Source organism: Niallia sp. Marseille-Q9988, assembly GCF_976954375.1.
This window is the reverse complement of record NZ_CDRJSZ010000001.1, coordinates 436,366-452,118: the sequence shown is the minus strand read 5'-3', so window position 1 is coordinate 452,118 and position 15,753 is coordinate 436,366. Positions and strand designations below refer to the sequence as shown.

Sequence of the window (15,753 nt, the reverse complement as noted above, 5' to 3'; positions counted from 1 at the left end):
TATAAGTGACACACGTATTACAGCTTCCTGCGTGTGTCCTTTCTTTATTTAATAAAATATAGGTGTAAGATTACCATCTAAGTATTTTCGTATAGCAACATACCGGGAATACATATCATTAAGGTAGAAGAAGAAATGAGTATACAAGGAAAAGGGTGCTGAATATGGCCAAAAGGAAAACAAAATTTCTTTGTCAGGATTGCGGATATGAATCTGCAAAATGGATGGGGAAATGTCCAGGATGTGGCAACTGGAATACCATGGTGGAAGAAGTAGAGAAAAGCGCTGTTCAAAGAAAAGGAGCGTTTGCCCACACAGCTACCAGTACGATTGCTGCAAAACCGATTCCTATAACAAGCATTGAAACTGTTAATGAACCTAGAATTTATACAGATTTAATCGAATTAAATCGTGTGCTTGGAGGAGGAATAGTTCGAGGTTCACTCGTATTAATAGGGGGCGATCCAGGGATAGGGAAGTCTACGCTTTTATTACAAGTTTCTTCTCAATTGGCACAGAAGAAGCATTCCGTTTTATACGTATCTGGGGAGGAATCTCAGAAGCAAACAAAATTAAGAGCAGATCGGTTAGGTGTAGTTTCAGACCATTTGCTTGTTTATTCGGAAACCAATCTAGAAGAAATAAGTAGAACGATTGAAAATACGAATGTAGAGTTTGTTGTTATTGATTCGATTCAAACAATCTATCATCCCGAAGTTACTTCTGCACCTGGAAGTGTTTCTCAAGTTAGAGAATGTACAGCGGAATTGATGCGAATTGGAAAAACAAAAGGAATAGCAATTTTTATTGTAGGACATGTTACAAAAGAAGGATCTATAGCAGGTCCAAGATTGTTAGAACATATGGTGGACACTGTTTTATATTTCGAGGGAGAAAGACATCATACATATCGCATTTTGCGGGCAGTAAAGAATCGATTTGGGTCTACCAATGAGATGGGCATTTTTGAAATGAAAGAATTTGGTCTTGAAGAAGTAGAGAATCCATCTGAAATTTTCCTAGAAGAGCGTTCACAAGGTGCCGCGGGTTCAACAGTTGTAGCATCAATGGAAGGGACGAGACCTGTTCTTGTTGAAATCCAAGCATTGATTTCACCGACGAGCTTTGGTAATCCAAGGAGGATGGCGACTGGGATTGATCATAATAGAGTCCCGCTTTTAATGGCAGTGTTAGAAAAAAGAGTAGGAATGTTATTACAGAATCAGGATGCTTATTTAAAGGTAGCTGGTGGGGTAAAACTGGATGAGCCTGCTATTGATTTAGCAATCGCAGTAAGTATTGCGTCAAGCTTTAGAGATAAACCAACTAAAGCTACGGATTGCATTATAGGAGAAGTTGGATTAACTGGGGAAGTTAGAAGAGTTTCTCGTATTGAGCAAAGAGTACAGGAGGCTGCAAAACTTGGGTTTGAACGTGTTATTATTCCAAGCAATAATTTAAGCGGTCTAAAGGCACCAGAGGGAATAAAGGTTGTGGGAGTTAGTTCAGTGGCAGAGGCATTAACAGCCGCTTTTGGGGACTAATTAAGAAAAAATACATTGATGTGAATTTTTAGTTGTGTTAAAATGGAGTATTTAATTATTTGACAGCGATTTATTTTTAATGCTAATCTAGTTTTATCAAATAAAATAGATATTTATCTCTCTGTCTGTGTTATCTTTTCAATTTACAGTTGGGAATTATATGTTTTTCTATGTATCTTCCTTTATCAATAATTTTTATAGATAGATACGAAGGAAGTATTTATAGTATATTATTATTTCCCGCGCAATGTATAAGGATTGCATCAAAATTAACACTAGTATTTGGCATAGTCATCATATCTATAAAAATAACTTTTTCATTACAAATAAAAAATTCCTGTAATATTAGGTTTCAAATCTGGGAATTTGTTTATAATGTGAAAGAGGAGGTGGAAGTATTGTTAAAACGCATTGTTCAAATTTGTTTTTTAATTATTGGAGGAACAATAGGATTTTTATTCATTCCTGATTTATTCTCCATAATGTCTATTGATCATAATCTTATTAATAACGCATATGTGTCAGCAATACTTGGTGCCATTATTTTTTATCTTATTACTTTTTGGGCGATTGATTATATTGTTAACTTTATCAAGTTCTTGGAAGAATCGATTGTAAAGGCTCCAATAACAGATATTATTTTTGGTAGTGTTGGAATAGGATTTGGGTTAACTTTGGCCTTTTTAGTAGGGTATGCGTTAACATCTGTTCCTGTGCTTAATAATGTCGCGCCAATTCTTTTGTCATTACTTTTTGGATATTTAGGTTTTCAAGTTGGCTTTAAGAAGAGAGATGAACTGTTAACGCTCTTCACAGCAAGAAAGAAAAAAGTAGTGGAAGAAGAACCCTTAAAAGTTGAAAAAAGTAATTTAAAAATATTGGATACTAGTGTTATTATTGATGGGAGAATTGCGGATATTTGCCAAACAGGGTTCCTAGAGGGCACCATTGTTATTCCGCAATTTGTTCTTGGAGAGCTTCAGCATATAGCAGATTCATCAGATGCGCTTAAACGTAATCGAGGAAGAAGAGGGTTAGATATTCTTAATCGGATACAAAAAGAGTTAGCGATTAAAGTGGAAATTTACGAAGGTGATTTTGAAGATATCACAGAAGTAGATAGTAAACTAGTTAAATTAGCTAAATTGACTAATGGTGTTGTTGTAACGAATGATTTTAACCTAAATAAAGTTTGTGAACTGCAGAAGGTTGCTGTTCTTAATATTAACGACTTGGCAAATGCCGTAAAACCGGTTGTTCTTCCTGGAGAAGAGATGAAAATCCAAATTATCAAAGACGGGAAAGAACATAATCAAGGTGTTGCATATCTAGATGATGGAACAATGATTGTTGTGGAAGAAGGACGCAATTATATTGGAAAACATATAGATGTTCTTGTAACAAGTGTCTTGCAGACGTCTGCGGGTCGAATGATTTTTGCTAAACCAAAGTTATTAGAAAAAGCATTGTAAGAATAGGGGTTAGTAACATGGCTTATGAAGTCATTATTCCGGCAGCTGGACAAGGGAAACGAATGGGATTAGGAAAGAACAAACTGTTTCTTGAGTTAGACCATTTACCAGTATTTATTCATACCTTACTTGTTTTCGAAAATGATCCAAACTGTAATGGAATTTGGTTGGTAGTTAGTTCAGACGATAAAAAACAAATGAGTGAACTAGTAAAGAAATATGCAATTATGAAAGTTGCTGCACTAATTGAGGGTGGTAGTGAAAGACAACACAGTGTCTACCATGCAGTAAAGGAAATATCGGATGATACGATCGTTCTTGTTCATGATGCGGCTAGACCTTTTATTCAAACAGATCAAATAGCTAGATTGACAAAGGTTGCAGAGGAAAGTGGCGCAGCTGTTTTAGCAGTACCAATTAAAGATACTGTCAAAAGGGTTGATGGTGATTTGGTAGTGGAAACAGTTGAGCGTTCAAGCTTGTGGGCTATTCAGACCCCACAAGCTTTTCGCATTTCCATTTTAAAAGAGGCACATGAAAAGGCGGTTGTAGATACATATATAGGTACAGACGATGCTAGTTTGGTGGAGAGATTTGGACAAGCTGTTCACATTGTTGAAGGAAACTATGACAATATTAAATTGACGACACCGGAAGATTTATACTTTGCTGAAGCAATAGTAGCGAAGCGAAAAATAAAGAACTAGCGAGAGAGTAATATTTTTTAATAAGGGAAAAAGACTGGAGGATTTTTAAGATGTTTCGGATTGGACAAGGTTTTGATGTTCATCAATTAGTAGTCGGCAGGCCGCTTATTATCGGTGGGATAGAAATACCGCATGAAAAGGGACTGCTCGGACACTCTGATGCAGATGTTTTACTACATACGATTGCGGATGCCTGTTTAGGAGCTATTGGAGAAGGAGATATTGGAAAGCATTTTCCAGATACGGATGATGCATTTAAAGATGCTGATTCAGCAAAACTATTGCAGCATGTATGGCAAATAGTGAAGGAAAAAGGCTATAAATTAGTAAATGCTGATTGTACGATTATGGCACAGCAACCTAAAATGGCACCCCATATTCAGGCAATGCAAGCAAGGATTGCGGAGTTGCTCGAAACAGAACAGGAAAATGTAAATGTAAAAGCGACTACTACAGAGAAATTAGGGTTTACTGGAAGAGGAGAAGGAATTGCATCACAAGCGGTTGTATTACTCCAAAAAAGAAATGGATAAATGATAGGTAATTAAGGACGAAACCTTTTAAAGGAAAAAGCAAAGTGATAGAATAGATTAGAAAAAGCGTAAGTAATCAAGGAGGCACAAGCATGTCTAACGAAATTCGTGTTCGTTATGCTCCAAGTCCAACGGGACATCTGCATATTGGGAATGCGCGTACAGCATTATTTAATTATTTATTTGCACGTAGTAAAGGCGGAAAGTTTATTATCCGCATTGAAGATACTGATAAAAAAAGAAATATTCAAGGTGGAGAAGAAAGCCAGCTGAAATATTTAAAATGGCTTGGAATGGACTGGGATGAAAGTACGGATGTTGGTGGTGAATATGGCCCGTATCGTCAGTCTGAAAGAAATGATATTTACAAAAAGTACTACACAGAATTATTGGAAAAAGGACTTGCTTATAAATGTTATTGTACGGAAGAGGAAATTGAAGCAGAAAGAGAAGAACAAGTAAGCAAAGGAGAAACACCTAAGTATTCAGGCAAATGTCGCCATTTAACAAAAGAACAACAGGGGAAATTAGAAGCTGAGGGAAGACAGCCTAGTATTCGAATTCGTGTTCCTGAAAATGTTGTTTATGAATTTAATGATATGGTTAAAGGGGAAGTTTCTTTTGAATCAGAAACAATTGGCGATTATGTCATTGTTAAAAAGGACGGGACTCCAACATATAACTTTGCTGTGTCTATTGATGATCATTTAATGGATATCACCCATGTTTTACGTGGAGATGATCATATTACCAATACACCAAAACAATTGATGCTCTATGATGCATTTGGTTGGGAAAGACCGATATTTGGGCATATGACATTAATTGTCAATGAAAGCAGAAAGAAATTGAGTAAGCGTGATGAATCAATTATTCAATTTATTGAGCAATATGAAGAACTAGGCTATTTACCTGAAGCGTTATTCAATTTTATTGCTTTATTAGGCTGGTCTCCAGAAGGCGAAGAGGAATTATTCTCTATTGAAGAATTTATTCGTATTTTTGATCCAGCGAGATTGTCTAAATCTCCTGCGCTATTTGATCAAAATAAATTGGCATGGATGAATAATCAATATATTAAAAAGGCAAATATAGAAACTGTTGTGCGTCTAGCTGTTCCACATTTAGAAAAAGCTGGCTTAGTGAATGAAAATCGTTCTGCTGAAGAAGAGGCATGGGTAAATAATTTGGTTGCTTTATACCAAGAACAAATGAGCTGTGGAGCAGATATTGTAGACTTATCTACTTTGTTCTTCAGTGACGAAATTCATTATGATGAAGAAGCAAAAGAAGTTTTAGCTGGGGAACAAGTTCCTGCAGTAGTACAAGCCTTTAAAGAAGCATTAGCTGAAATGTCGGAATGGAGTGCTGATCAGATAAAGGCTTCCATTAAAGCAGTTCAAAAGGCTACCGGTCAAAAGGGTAAAAACTTATTTATGCCAATTCGAGTTGCTACAACAGGACAAACGCATGGACCAGATTTACCAAAAGCCATTGAGCTTCTAGGAAGAGAAAAAATTGATGCAAGATTAACAGCATTAATTAGTTAACATTTCTAGGGAAATGTAATATAGTAATAGGAAAGCTATATAGAAAAATCGTAGATGAGGAAAAGTAAAAAAGGAGAAGCTTATTAGAGAGAATCATCACCCGGCTGAAAGTGATTCAAGTAACCTCTTTTTTGAAGTGCGCCTCAGAGTCCTATATCGAAAAAATGTTTTAGTAGATAGAGGCGGAACCTATCCGTTAACAGGGATTGAGTGGAGATTATCGTTTACGAGCGATAGTCTAAACAGAGTGGAACCGCGCCTCAAAAAGCGTCTCTGTCTTTTTTAGACAGAGACGCTTTTTTTATGGATTTATCCCATTCTTAATGGACAGTAATTCTCCTAAAAGCTTATGGAAAATAAGAAGATAAGTGGGAGGTTAACTTTCCGTAAAGGTCCCATTGGTTCAACAAACCATCGGGAGAGGGCCCTCGACTAATGAAGGTTTCTTTATTCATTAAAGGTAAGAGCGAACTTGCTATTTGGAGGGAGTACGTTTACCTTGTGGTGATAGATTTGTTTTTAGAGTATTGTCTGTATGGAGAGTCGGGAGAATTTCTAAGTTCTAATTTTATATTAACAATAATGGTATTAAACTGATGTATCTTTTGCATAAAAATAATTATTTTAGGAAATGAAGCGAAAGAACAACGATCCATTTTTAAGGAGTATGACTGTTAGAAAGCAGAATATAGTTGCAAATGGGGGGAGATTAGTATGTTTCGGCGCATAAAAGAGGATGTTGCAGTTGTGTTTGAACAAGATCCTGCTGCAAGAAGCTCAATAGAGGTTATCTTAACCTACTCAGGGTTGCATGCCATATGGTTTCATCGAATTGCTCATTTTTTATATAGACATAAAAGGTTCTTCCTAGCTAGGGTCATCTCACAATTTTGCCGCTTTTTGACAGGTATTGAAATACACCCAGGAGCAAAGATCGGAAATCGACTATTTATTGATCACGGAATGGGCGTTGTCATAGGGGAGACGTGTGAAATTGGGGATAATGTCACCATTTTTCAGGGAGTAACGCTTGGGGGAACAGGGAAAGAAAAAGGAAAAAGACATCCGACTGTTAAGGATAATGCGCTGATTGCCTCCGGAGCCAAAGTATTAGGATCAATTGTTATTGGGGAAAATGCGAAAATCGGTGCTGGTTCCGTTGTGCTTAGAGACGTACCAGCAAATTCAACGGTTGTAGGTATTCCGGGGAGAGTAAAGGTACAAGATGGTATTAAAATAAAGAAAGACTTAAATCATTGTGATTTACCAGATCCAGTTGCTGATCGACTAAAAGAAATGGAAATGGAAATTACTCAATTAAAAGAACAACTAAAAGAATTACAGGATGAAAGGAGTTATAAGTAATGTCTATTCAAATATATAACACTTTATCAAGAGTAAAGGAGGACTTTGTTCCACTTGAAGAGGGAAAGGTAAAAATGTATGTGTGTGGACCAACAGTCTATAATTATATCCATATTGGTAATGCTCGTCCTGCTATTATTTTTGACACAGTTCGTCGCTATCTAGAATTCCGTGGTTATGATGTACAATACGTATCCAACTTCACTGATGTGGATGATAAATTGATTAAAGCAGCAAATGAACTTGGAGAAACAGTACCGGTTATTGCTGACCGCTTTATCCATGCATACTTTGAGGATGTTTCCGCATTGGGCTGCAAAAAAGCTGATTCGCATCCCCGTGTAACAGAGAATATGGATATTATTATCGATTTTATTGCTGCATTAATTGAAAAGGGCATTGCCTATGAGTCAGAAGGTGATGTCTATTATCATACAAGAGCTTTTAATGGATATGGTAAGCTCTCTCATCAATCCATTGATGAACTGCGCTCAGGTGCTAGAATTGCAGTAGGAGAGAAAAAACAAGATTCATTAGATTTCGCTCTATGGAAGAAGGCGAAAGATGGAGAGATTTTCTGGGAAAGTCCTTGGGGGCAAGGGCGTCCGGGGTGGCATATCGAATGCTCTGCAATGGTCCGCAAATATTTGGGTGATACCATTGATATCCATGCAGGCGGGCAGGATTTGGCATTTCCCCATCACGAAAATGAAATTGCTCAGTCTGAAGCATTAACTGGAAAGACTTTTGCTAATTATTGGATGCATAATGGATATATTAATATTGATAATGAGAAGATGTCTAAGTCGCTTGGGAATTTTATTACGGTAAACGATATTATTAAAATTCATGATCCACAAGTGTTAAGATTCTTTATGCTATCTGTTCATTATCGCAATCCAATTAACTATAGTGAAGAGGTATTGGAAAAGACAAGAGCTGGTTTAGAAAGAATTCGGACTTCTTATGAAAACTTAAAGCATCGCAGTACAGCAAGTACAGATCTTACTGATACAAATGACGAATGGATTGCTAAAATTGCTGATCTTCGAAAACAATTTGTTGAAAGTATGGATGATGATTTTAATACAGCGAACGGAATATCTGTTCTATTTGAATTATCGAAGCAAGCAAACTATTACCTACTTGAAAAGACAACATCACCTGCTGTTATTCATGCTTTTATGAATGAATTTGAAGAATTATTTGGAGTGCTTGGTCTATCCCTATCTCTTGATGAGGAATTATTAGATGAAGAAATAGAAGCACTGATTGAAAAAAGAACACAAGCAAGAAAGGATAGAAATTTTGCCCTTGCTGATCAAATTAGAGATCAATTAAAGGCAATGAATATCATTTTAGAGGACACAGCACAAGGTATACGATGGAAAAGAGGGTAAAAGATGCTTCTCTATGAAAAAAAAGTAGATGAAAAGCAATTGAACAGCCTTGCCCTTGCCTATATGGGTGATGCTGTTCTTGAAATATATGTAAGAAGACATTTGTTATATAGCGGAAAAGTGAAGCCAAATCAGCTTCATAGGGAAGCTACCAGATATGTATCAGCTAAAGGACAGGCAAAAGTAGTGCATCACCTCCTTGAAAAGGAATTTTTTTCGGAAGAGGAAATAGCAGTATTAAAGAGGGGAAGAAATGCAAAATCGGGTACGGTCCCTAAAAATACGGATGTACAGACATATCGATATAGTACTGGTTTTGAAGCGGTATTAGGATATTTATATTTAGCGATGAAAGAAGAGCGACTTGAGGAAATAATCCAAGCGGCTTTTTCTATCATTGAAAGCAAATAGGAGGAGCAAAAAGTGTCTAGTGACTTTATTGTTGGAAAAAATGCAGTAATTGAAGCATTAAAATCAGAAAGAGATGTAAATAAAATACTTATTGCCGAAGGATCCCAAAAGGGCCAAATGCAAACAGTAATCGGTTTAGCTAAACAGGAAAATGTACTCGTTCAATTCGTTCCCAAAAAAAAATTAGATAGCTTGGTAGATGCGAATCATCAAGGGGTTGTAGCGCAAGTGGCTGCCTATCAGTATGCAGAAATAGATGATTTGTTTGCATTAGCAGAAAAGAAGCAAGAAACACCCTTTTTCTTGTTGCTTGATGAAATTGAGGATCCGCATAATTTAGGATCTATCATGAGAACGGCTGATGCAGTAGGTGCGCACGGCATTATTATTCCTCGGAGACGGGCAGTAGGTTTAACGGCAACTGTAGCCAAAGCTTCCACAGGTGCTATTGAGCATATTCCTGTTGTACGTGTGACAAATATGGCAAGGACGATAGAGGAACTTAAGACGAGAGGAATATGGATTGCAGGAACAGATGCAAAAGGAAGTGAAGATTATCGGAGATTCGATGGAACGATGCCATTAGGATTAGTGATTGGTAGTGAAGGAAAAGGCATGGGAAGGCTGATTAAGGATAAATGTGATTTCCTTATTCATTTACCTATGGCTGGAGCTGTCACTTCGTTAAATGCTTCTGTTGCAGCCGCACTTTTAATGTATGAGGTATATCGGAAACGCCATCCACTTGAGGGATAAAAATGGATATTCTTATCGTCGATGGATATAACATTATTGGAGCTTGGCCAGAATTAAATGCGCTAAAACATAAAGATCTTGCAGCAGCAAGGGATGCTTTGGTTAGTAAAATGGCGGAGTATCAGGGATATTCAGGATATCGAGTAATAGTTGTATTTGATGCCTATTATGTGAAGGGGACAGAGAAAAAGTATAAAGATTACAAGGTGGAAGTCATTTTTACTCGGGAAAACGAAACAGCTGATGAACGGATTGAAAAGCTTGCTATTGAGCTAAATAACAGAAAAACACAAATACATGTTGCGACATCAGATTTTACGGAACAGTGGGCGATTTTTGGACAAGGTGCCCTGCGAAAATCAGCCCGGGAATTGTGGATAGAGATGGGTGGCATGGAGCAGGAAATAGGGAAAAAAGTAAAAAAAATAAAAGAAAAAAAGCCTGTTGCTAAGATTCCGCTTTCGAGAGAAATAGAAGAAATTTTCGAAAAATGGCGCCGTGGAGAGAAATGAGTTGTTGACGCTCAAAAAAAAGCTAGAGTATAATGGATTTATCCATGATTGCACGGTCGGGGGGATCTGTATGAGTACTGACAACTGGACTAAGAGTAACGAATATATTAGAAATTATATGGAACTTGAAGATGAAGTGTTAGTGGAATTGGTGCACAAAGGGGAAAGTGATGCTTTAGATTACTTAATTCAAAAGTATCGTAACTTTGTGCGAGCTAAAGCCAGATCCTATTTCTTAATCGGAGCAGACAAAGAAGATATTGTACAAGAAGGAATGATTGGTCTTTATAAGGCGATTCGTGACTTTAAAGAGGACAAACTCTCCTCATTTAAAGCTTTTGCAGAACTATGTATAACACGCCAGATTATAACTGCTATTAAAACGGCAACTAGGCAAAAGCATATTCCTTTAAATTCTTATGTTTCTTTGGACAAGCCTATCTATGATGAAGAATCTGATCGAACATTAATGGATATTATATCTGGTGCAAAGGTTCTTGATCCAGAAGAATTAATCATTAATCAGGAAGAATATGATCATATCGAGATAAAAATGTCTGAATTATTGAGTGATTTAGAAAGAAAAGTATTGTCTCTATATCTTGATGGTCAATCTTATCAGGAAATTTCTGAAGAATTAAATAGACATGTAAAGTCTATTGATAATGCTCTACAACGAGTGAAGAGAAAGTTAGAGCGATATTTAGAAATAAGAGAATTTTCGCTTTAAGCATCAATGTTTTTTTGAAATAGCAAATATTTACTGATATTGACATCTTATGCGTGTCCATGATACAGTTTGAGAAGATATAAAGGACGTAGTAGGTGTAATGTGAAATGAGAAAAAAGCTTGTGTTAGCATGTGAAAAATGTGGGTCAAGAAATTATTCTACTGTGAGTAACAATGGAACAGACCGTTTGGAGATAAAGAAATTTTGTCAAAATTGTAATGCTCACACCGTTCATAAAGAAACAAAATAACGATTTTTTAGAATAAATTACCCGCACTTAAAGATGGAGGTAACAAAATGCAAAGTGCTGTTAAGTATTTTCGCGAAGTTGGTAGAGAGTTAAGAAAGGTTAGTTGGCCAAGAAAGAAAGAGTTAACTAATTATACGCTCACAGTTCTTGTAACTGTTGTCTTTTTTGCTATCTTCTTTGCGGTTGTTGATTTAGGAATTTCTGAACTTATTCGTTTAATACTTGAATAACAGTTGTCTACTCATGGTATAATGGTAAAACGATAGGAAACATTTACAAAAGCCCGGTAACGGGTTTTTTCATTTGCTGAAAAATAAATGAATTGTTCCTTACAGATACTATAAAAAAACAGCACGAAAAAATAAAGTTACAGGGAGGGACGGACGAAGTAGTCCTCTTTTATGGAAAAAAACTGGTATGTAGTGCATACGTACTCCGGATATGAAAATAAGGTGAAAGCCAATTTAGAAAAAAGGGTAGAAACAATGGCGATGCAAGATAAAATTTTCCGCGTTGTGGTACCTGAAGAAGAAGAAACCGATATTAGAAATGGTAAAACAAAAGTAGTAAAAAGAAAAGTTTTCCCAGGTTATGTGTTGGTAGAAATTGTTATGACAGATGATTCTTGGTATGTAGTTCGTAATACCCCTGGTGTAACTGGGTTCGTAGGCTCTGCTGGATCGGGCTCGAAACCAACTCCGCTTTTGCCGGAAGAAGTCCAAGTGATTCTGAAGAGAATGGGTGTCGAGGAACAAAGAATTGAAATTGAGTTCGAATTAGGGGAAACAGTGAAGGTGAATGAAGGTCCATTTGCTAACTTTACTGGGACTGTTGAGGAAATTGATAAGGATAAGGCAAAGGTTAAAGTACTAGTAAATATGTTTGGAAGAGATACCCCTGTGGAACTCGATTTTACACAAATTGAAAAATTTTAACTAGAAAACTTGAAATGATATTAAAAAAGTGTTACTATTTCATAGGTCAGTATATCTCATAAAGAGATAGGATATTGTCAAATTTCTTTATTTCATATAAAGACGAAAAGTTGAGTGGGAGGGGAAACCCCTATTACCACATCACGGACTTTAAGGAGGTGTGTCTCGTGGCTAAAAAAGTAATTAAAGTTGTTAAATTGCAAATCCCAGCAGCTAAAGCGAATCCGGCACCACCAGTTGGTCCTGCATTGGGTCAAGCTGGCGTAAACATCATGGGATTCTGTAAGGAGTTTAACGCTCGTACAGCTGAACAAGCTGGTTTAATAATTCCTGTTGAGATTACGGTTTTCGAAGACCGTTCATTTACATTTATTACAAAAACTCCACCTGCTGCAGTTTTACTTAAAAAAGCAGCTGGTATCGAGTCTGGTTCTGGTGAACCAAATCGTAATAAAGTAGCAACTGTTAAGCGTGATAAAGTACGCGAGATTGCTGAAACAAAAATGCCCGATCTAAATGCAGCTAGCGTTGAATCCGCTATGCGCATGGTTGAAGGTACTGCCCGCAGCATGGGTATTGTTATTGAAGACTAAACCTATATATGGTTAGTGTTGATTAAGGTTGTGACGACGGTAAATCTTTAGTCGCAACCTTTATTCGTGGGAGGTAATTCCGCTAAAACCACAATTCAAGGAGGAAATAAAGTTATGGCTAAAAAAGGTAAGAAGTATTTAGAAGCTATCAAACTTGTTGATCGTACTAAAGCTTACCCAATTCAAGAAGCAATTGAATTAGTAAGAAAAACTAGCACTACAAAATTTGATGCATCTGTTGAGGTTGCTTTCCGTCTAGGCGTTGACCCTAAGAAAGCTGACCAACAAATCCGTGGAGCAGTAGTTCTTCCAAACGGAACTGGTAAAACTCAACGCGTTTTAGTTTTCGCTAAAGGTGAAAAATTAAAAGAAGCTGAAGCAGCAGGAGCAGACTATGTAGGCGATGCTGAATATATAAATAAAATCCAACAAGGTTGGTTTGATTTCGACGTAATCGTTGCAACACCAGACATGATGGGTGAAGTTGGTAAACTTGGTCGTGTATTAGGACCTAAAGGTTTAATGCCAAACCCTAAAACTGGAACAGTTACATTTGATGTAACGAAAGCAGTTAACGAAATTAAGGCTGGTAAAGTAGAATACCGTGTAGATAAAGCTGGTAACGTACATGTTCCAATCGGTAAAGTATCATTTGATGATGCTAAACTAGTTGAAAACTTCCAAACTATCTTTGATACAATGTCAAAAGCAAAACCAGCAGCTGCAAAAGGAACTTACATGAAGAACGTTTCTGTTACTTCAACAATGGGTCCTGGCGTAAAAGTAGATCCTTCTACTGTTTGATAAAAATTGGTATTTGACAAAATGAGATGGATATCATATACTTCATCTTGTTGAAAAAATAAATAACATTTGTACCGTAGACAGTAGGTGCTAAAATTTTAGCTTAATGTCCTGCCGAGGTAATACGATAGATTATTTGATCAGTTGTGAGAACGACTATTGTATACACCTCCATGTCTAAATGATATGGAGGATTTTATTTGTCGGTATAAATGTAGAAATTCTACAGGAGGTGTAAAGATGAGCAGCGTAATCGAACAAAAGAAACAAGTAGTATCTGATATTGCTGAAAAATTCAAAGCGAGTAAATCAACAATCGTTGTTGACTACCGTGGTTTGACTGTTTCAGAAGTAACTGAACTTCGTAAACAACTTCGTGAAGCAGGAGTAGAGTTCAAAGTTTTCAAAAACTCTTTAACTCGCCGTGCTGCAGAATCTGTTGAATTAGCAGGTTTAAACGAATCTCTAACTGGTCCTAACGCTATTGCGTTCAGTACAGAGGATGTTGTTGCACCAGCAAAAATTTTAAACGACTTCGCAAAAAAACACGAAGCGTTAGAAATTAAAGCAGGAGTAATCGAAGGAAACTTAGCAACAGTTGAAGAAGTGAAAGCTCTTGCTGAACTTCCATCACGCGAAGGTTTACTTTCTATGTTACTCAGCGTTCTTCAAGCACCAATCCGCAACCTTGCTCTTGCTACAAAAGCAGTTGCAGATCAAAAAGAAGAACAAGGCGCTTAATATTTAATACGGAAACGTATCATAAAAAACCCAAAATACAAGGAGGAAAAATATAATGTCTAAAGAACAAATCTTAGAAGCAGTTAAAAATATGACTGTTTTAGAATTAAACGATTTAGTAAAAGCAATTGAAGAAGAATTTGGAGTAACTGCTGCAGCTCCTGTAGCTGTAGTTGCAGGTGGCGGAGAAGCTGCTGCAGAAAAAACTGAGTTTGATGTAGTTCTTGCATCTGCTGGAGATCAAAAAATCAAAGTTATCAAAGTTGTACGTGAAATCACAGGTCTTGGTCTTAAAGAAGCAAAAGAACTTGTTGACAACACTCCAAAAGCAGTTAAAGAAGGAGCTTCTAAAGAAGAAGCTGAAGAAATCAAAGCTAAACTTGAAGAAGTTGGAGCTAACGTTGAAGTTAAGTAATGTTAGTTAAAAAAAGAAGCTCGCTATAATAGCGGGCTTTTTTTTCCTAAAGTGTATGAGGCTTAAGAAGCATCTAGTTACAATCAGTCCAGTAGGAAATGGCTTTTTTTGAAACCATCTTTTGTTAGGTTAATTATGTGAGAAGATTTGGTGGGGTCAGCTAACTGTATGTGATAGCTTAAAAGTCATCTACGCTTTTTTTAATTCATTGCAAGAATAGCTTGCTTTGCAATTAATCCTCAAGTAGTCTTCCTTATATAAATTCTCCTAAGGAGGTGTTCGTATGACAGAACATTATTATTCCCGAACCCAGAATGTAAATAGCGATCCAAATTACTGGAATTTTACACTTAAAGGTAATACAATACGTTTTAAAACAGATAATGGGGTTTTCTCCAAAAGAGAAGTTGATTTTGGCTCTAGGCTATTAATTGAAACCTATACATTTCCAAAAATAGATGGAGATATTTTAGATGTGGGTTGTGGTTATGGTCCATTAGGTCTTTCTATTGCAAAAGCAAATCCAGATAGAATGGTTCATATGGTAGATGTTAATTTAAGAGCGATTGAATTAGCACAAGAAAATGCGCAACAAAATAGTATTGAAAATGTTCAAATTTATGAAAGTGATCGACTTCTTGATGTGAAAGGGACTAAGTTTGCGTCTATCTTAACAAATCCTCCGATTAGAGCAGGAAAAAAAGTAGTCCATGATATTTTTGAACAAAGCTATGAACATTTAGCAGCAAATGGTGAGCTTTGGGTAGTGATTCAAAAGAAGCAAGGAGCTCCATCGGCGATTGCAAAGTTAGAAGCGTTTTTTAAAGAGGTAAATATAGTAGAAAAGAAAAAAGGGTATTTTATAATTCAAGCAAAAAAGATTGACTAGTCCTTTTTGTTGTGATAGCATTGTATAATGCCAATATAATATTTTTCTGAAACTCACAATTTTATCCATCTTATTGTATAAAATTGGTGTAAGAAGGAAAAACTAACAGAATAATATTAGAAATATGAAAATGTGGTTTTTTGAT

General features: G+C 36.5%; 19 protein-coding genes and 2 other annotated features. All 19 genes read left to right on the top strand.

Going from position 1 to position 15,753, the window contains the following annotated elements:
* Positions 1-164 precede the first annotated feature (164 nt).
* A complete protein-coding gene (gene radA / locus ACWNMZ_RS02300; RefSeq protein WP_031537874.1) occupies positions 165-1,544 on the top strand; it encodes a DNA repair protein RadA in 1,380 nt (459 codons plus the stop codon).
* 398 nt (positions 1,545-1,942) lie between these two features.
* Entirely contained in the window at positions 1,943-3,016 is a 1,074-nt protein-coding gene (locus ACWNMZ_RS02295; RefSeq protein WP_031537875.1) for a PIN/TRAM domain-containing protein, read from the top strand.
* Between the two features lie 17 nt (positions 3,017-3,033).
* On the top strand, positions 3,034-3,723 hold the full coding sequence (ispD, locus tag ACWNMZ_RS02290; protein ID WP_031537876.1) for a 2-C-methyl-D-erythritol 4-phosphate cytidylyltransferase: 690 nt from the start codon (positions 3,034-3,036) through the stop codon (positions 3,721-3,723).
* A 50-nt stretch (positions 3,724-3,773) separates the two neighbouring features.
* On the top strand, positions 3,774-4,256 hold the full coding sequence (gene ispF / locus ACWNMZ_RS02285; protein WP_048717923.1) for a 2-C-methyl-D-erythritol 2,4-cyclodiphosphate synthase: 483 nt from the start codon (positions 3,774-3,776) through the stop codon (positions 4,254-4,256).
* A 92-nt stretch (positions 4,257-4,348) separates the two neighbouring features.
* On the top strand, positions 4,349-5,806 hold the full coding sequence (gltX, locus tag ACWNMZ_RS02280; protein WP_048717921.1) for a glutamate--tRNA ligase: 1,458 nt from the start codon (positions 4,349-4,351) through the stop codon (positions 5,804-5,806).
* 42 nt (positions 5,807-5,848) lie between these two features.
* Positions 5,849-6,084: a binding site (T-box leader), on the top strand.
* 436 nt (positions 6,085-6,520) lie between these two features.
* Positions 6,521-7,171, top strand: coding sequence for a serine O-acetyltransferase (gene cysE / locus ACWNMZ_RS02275; protein WP_048717919.1), 651 nt, complete (start codon positions 6,521-6,523; stop codon positions 7,169-7,171).
* A complete protein-coding gene (gene cysS, locus ACWNMZ_RS02270; RefSeq protein ID WP_048717917.1) occupies positions 7,171-8,571 on the top strand; it encodes a cysteine--tRNA ligase in 1,401 nt (466 codons plus the stop codon). Before cysE ends, cysS begins: the two co-directional genes overlap by 1 nt.
* 3 nt (positions 8,572-8,574) lie before the next feature.
* Positions 8,575-8,982, top strand: a complete 408-nt coding sequence (locus ACWNMZ_RS02265; RefSeq protein WP_048717914.1) for a Mini-ribonuclease 3 — start codon at positions 8,575-8,577, stop codon at positions 8,980-8,982.
* Positions 8,983-8,994: 12 nt separating this feature from the next.
* Positions 8,995-9,738 carry a 23S rRNA (guanosine(2251)-2'-O)-methyltransferase RlmB gene (rlmB, locus tag ACWNMZ_RS02260; RefSeq protein ID WP_048717913.1) on the top strand — a complete coding sequence of 248 codons (744 nt, stop codon included), beginning with the start codon at positions 8,995-8,997 and terminating at the stop codon, positions 9,736-9,738.
* A 2-nt stretch (positions 9,739-9,740) separates the two neighbouring features.
* The gene (locus tag ACWNMZ_RS02255) at positions 9,741-10,250 is read left to right on the top strand and encodes an NYN domain-containing protein (RefSeq protein ID WP_048717912.1); all 510 of its coding nucleotides are present in this window, start codon (positions 9,741-9,743) and stop codon (positions 10,248-10,250) included.
* 70 nt (positions 10,251-10,320) lie between these two features.
* Complete coding sequence (gene sigH / locus ACWNMZ_RS02250) at positions 10,321-10,980, top strand: RNA polymerase sporulation sigma factor SigH (protein WP_048717910.1); 660 nt, start codon at positions 10,321-10,323, stop codon at positions 10,978-10,980.
* Positions 10,981-11,087: 107 nt separating this feature from the next.
* Positions 11,088-11,231, top strand: coding sequence for a 50S ribosomal protein L33 (gene rpmG / locus ACWNMZ_RS02245; RefSeq protein WP_081836646.1), 144 nt, complete (start codon positions 11,088-11,090; stop codon positions 11,229-11,231).
* Between the two features lie 47 nt (positions 11,232-11,278).
* A complete protein-coding gene (secE, locus tag ACWNMZ_RS02240; RefSeq protein ID WP_031537887.1) occupies positions 11,279-11,461 on the top strand; it encodes a preprotein translocase subunit SecE in 183 nt (60 codons plus the stop codon).
* A 171-nt stretch (positions 11,462-11,632) separates the two neighbouring features.
* Complete coding sequence (nusG, locus tag ACWNMZ_RS02235) at positions 11,633-12,166, top strand: transcription termination/antitermination protein NusG (RefSeq protein WP_016204544.1); 534 nt, start codon at positions 11,633-11,635, stop codon at positions 12,164-12,166.
* A 167-nt stretch (positions 12,167-12,333) separates the two neighbouring features.
* Positions 12,334-12,759 (top strand): 50S ribosomal protein L11, encoded by a 426-nt coding sequence (rplK, locus tag ACWNMZ_RS02230; RefSeq protein WP_031537888.1) that lies wholly within the window; start codon positions 12,334-12,336, stop codon positions 12,757-12,759.
* A 114-nt stretch (positions 12,760-12,873) separates the two neighbouring features.
* Positions 12,874-13,563 carry a 50S ribosomal protein L1 gene (gene rplA / locus ACWNMZ_RS02225; protein WP_031537889.1) on the top strand — a complete coding sequence of 230 codons (690 nt, stop codon included), beginning with the start codon at positions 12,874-12,876 and terminating at the stop codon, positions 13,561-13,563.
* Positions 13,564-13,619: 56 nt separating this feature from the next.
* Positions 13,620-13,771 (top strand) — a sequence feature (ribosomal protein L10 leader region).
* A 32-nt stretch (positions 13,772-13,803) separates the two neighbouring features.
* The gene (gene rplJ / locus ACWNMZ_RS02220) at positions 13,804-14,304 is read left to right on the top strand and encodes a 50S ribosomal protein L10 (protein WP_251628849.1); all 501 of its coding nucleotides are present in this window, start codon (positions 13,804-13,806) and stop codon (positions 14,302-14,304) included.
* A 55-nt stretch (positions 14,305-14,359) separates the two neighbouring features.
* Positions 14,360-14,719 (top strand): 50S ribosomal protein L7/L12, encoded by a 360-nt coding sequence (gene rplL / locus ACWNMZ_RS02215; RefSeq protein ID WP_016204548.1) that lies wholly within the window; start codon positions 14,360-14,362, stop codon positions 14,717-14,719.
* Between the two features lie 283 nt (positions 14,720-15,002).
* Positions 15,003-15,608 (top strand): class I SAM-dependent methyltransferase, encoded by a 606-nt coding sequence (locus tag ACWNMZ_RS02210; RefSeq protein ID WP_031537891.1) that lies wholly within the window; start codon positions 15,003-15,005, stop codon positions 15,606-15,608.
* Positions 15,609-15,753 lie beyond the last annotated feature (145 nt).

Bases quoted from the DNA above. Each gene is read 5' to 3' on its own strand.
- radA (WP_031537874.1), top strand. From the start codon at position 165: ATGGCCAAAAGGAAAACAAAATTTCTTTGTCAGGATTGCGGATATGAA.
- ispD (WP_031537876.1), top strand. From the start codon at position 3,034: ATGGCTTATGAAGTCATTATTCCGGCAGCTGGACAAGGGAAACGAATG.
- ispF (WP_048717923.1), top strand. From the start codon at position 3,774: ATGTTTCGGATTGGACAAGGTTTTGATGTTCATCAATTAGTAGTCGGC.
- gltX (WP_048717921.1), top strand. From the start codon at position 4,349: ATGTCTAACGAAATTCGTGTTCGTTATGCTCCAAGTCCAACGGGACAT.
- cysE (WP_048717919.1), top strand. From the start codon at position 6,521: ATGTTTCGGCGCATAAAAGAGGATGTTGCAGTTGTGTTTGAACAAGAT.
- cysS (WP_048717917.1), top strand. From the start codon at position 7,171: ATGTCTATTCAAATATATAACACTTTATCAAGAGTAAAGGAGGACTTT.
- ACWNMZ_RS02265 (WP_048717914.1), top strand. From the start codon at position 8,575: ATGCTTCTCTATGAAAAAAAAGTAGATGAAAAGCAATTGAACAGCCTT.
- ACWNMZ_RS02255 (WP_048717912.1), top strand. From the start codon at position 9,741: ATGGATATTCTTATCGTCGATGGATATAACATTATTGGAGCTTGGCCA.
- sigH (WP_048717910.1), top strand. From the start codon at position 10,321: ATGAGTACTGACAACTGGACTAAGAGTAACGAATATATTAGAAATTAT.
- rpmG (WP_081836646.1), top strand. From the start codon at position 11,088: ATGAGAAAAAAGCTTGTGTTAGCATGTGAAAAATGTGGGTCAAGAAAT.
- secE (WP_031537887.1), top strand. From the start codon at position 11,279: ATGCAAAGTGCTGTTAAGTATTTTCGCGAAGTTGGTAGAGAGTTAAGA.
- nusG (WP_016204544.1), top strand. From the start codon at position 11,633: ATGGAAAAAAACTGGTATGTAGTGCATACGTACTCCGGATATGAAAAT.
- rplA (WP_031537889.1), top strand. From the start codon at position 12,874: ATGGCTAAAAAAGGTAAGAAGTATTTAGAAGCTATCAAACTTGTTGAT.
- rplJ (WP_251628849.1), top strand. From the start codon at position 13,804: ATGAGCAGCGTAATCGAACAAAAGAAACAAGTAGTATCTGATATTGCT.
- rplL (WP_016204548.1), top strand. From the start codon at position 14,360: ATGTCTAAAGAACAAATCTTAGAAGCAGTTAAAAATATGACTGTTTTA.
- ACWNMZ_RS02210 (WP_031537891.1), top strand. From the start codon at position 15,003: ATGACAGAACATTATTATTCCCGAACCCAGAATGTAAATAGCGATCCA.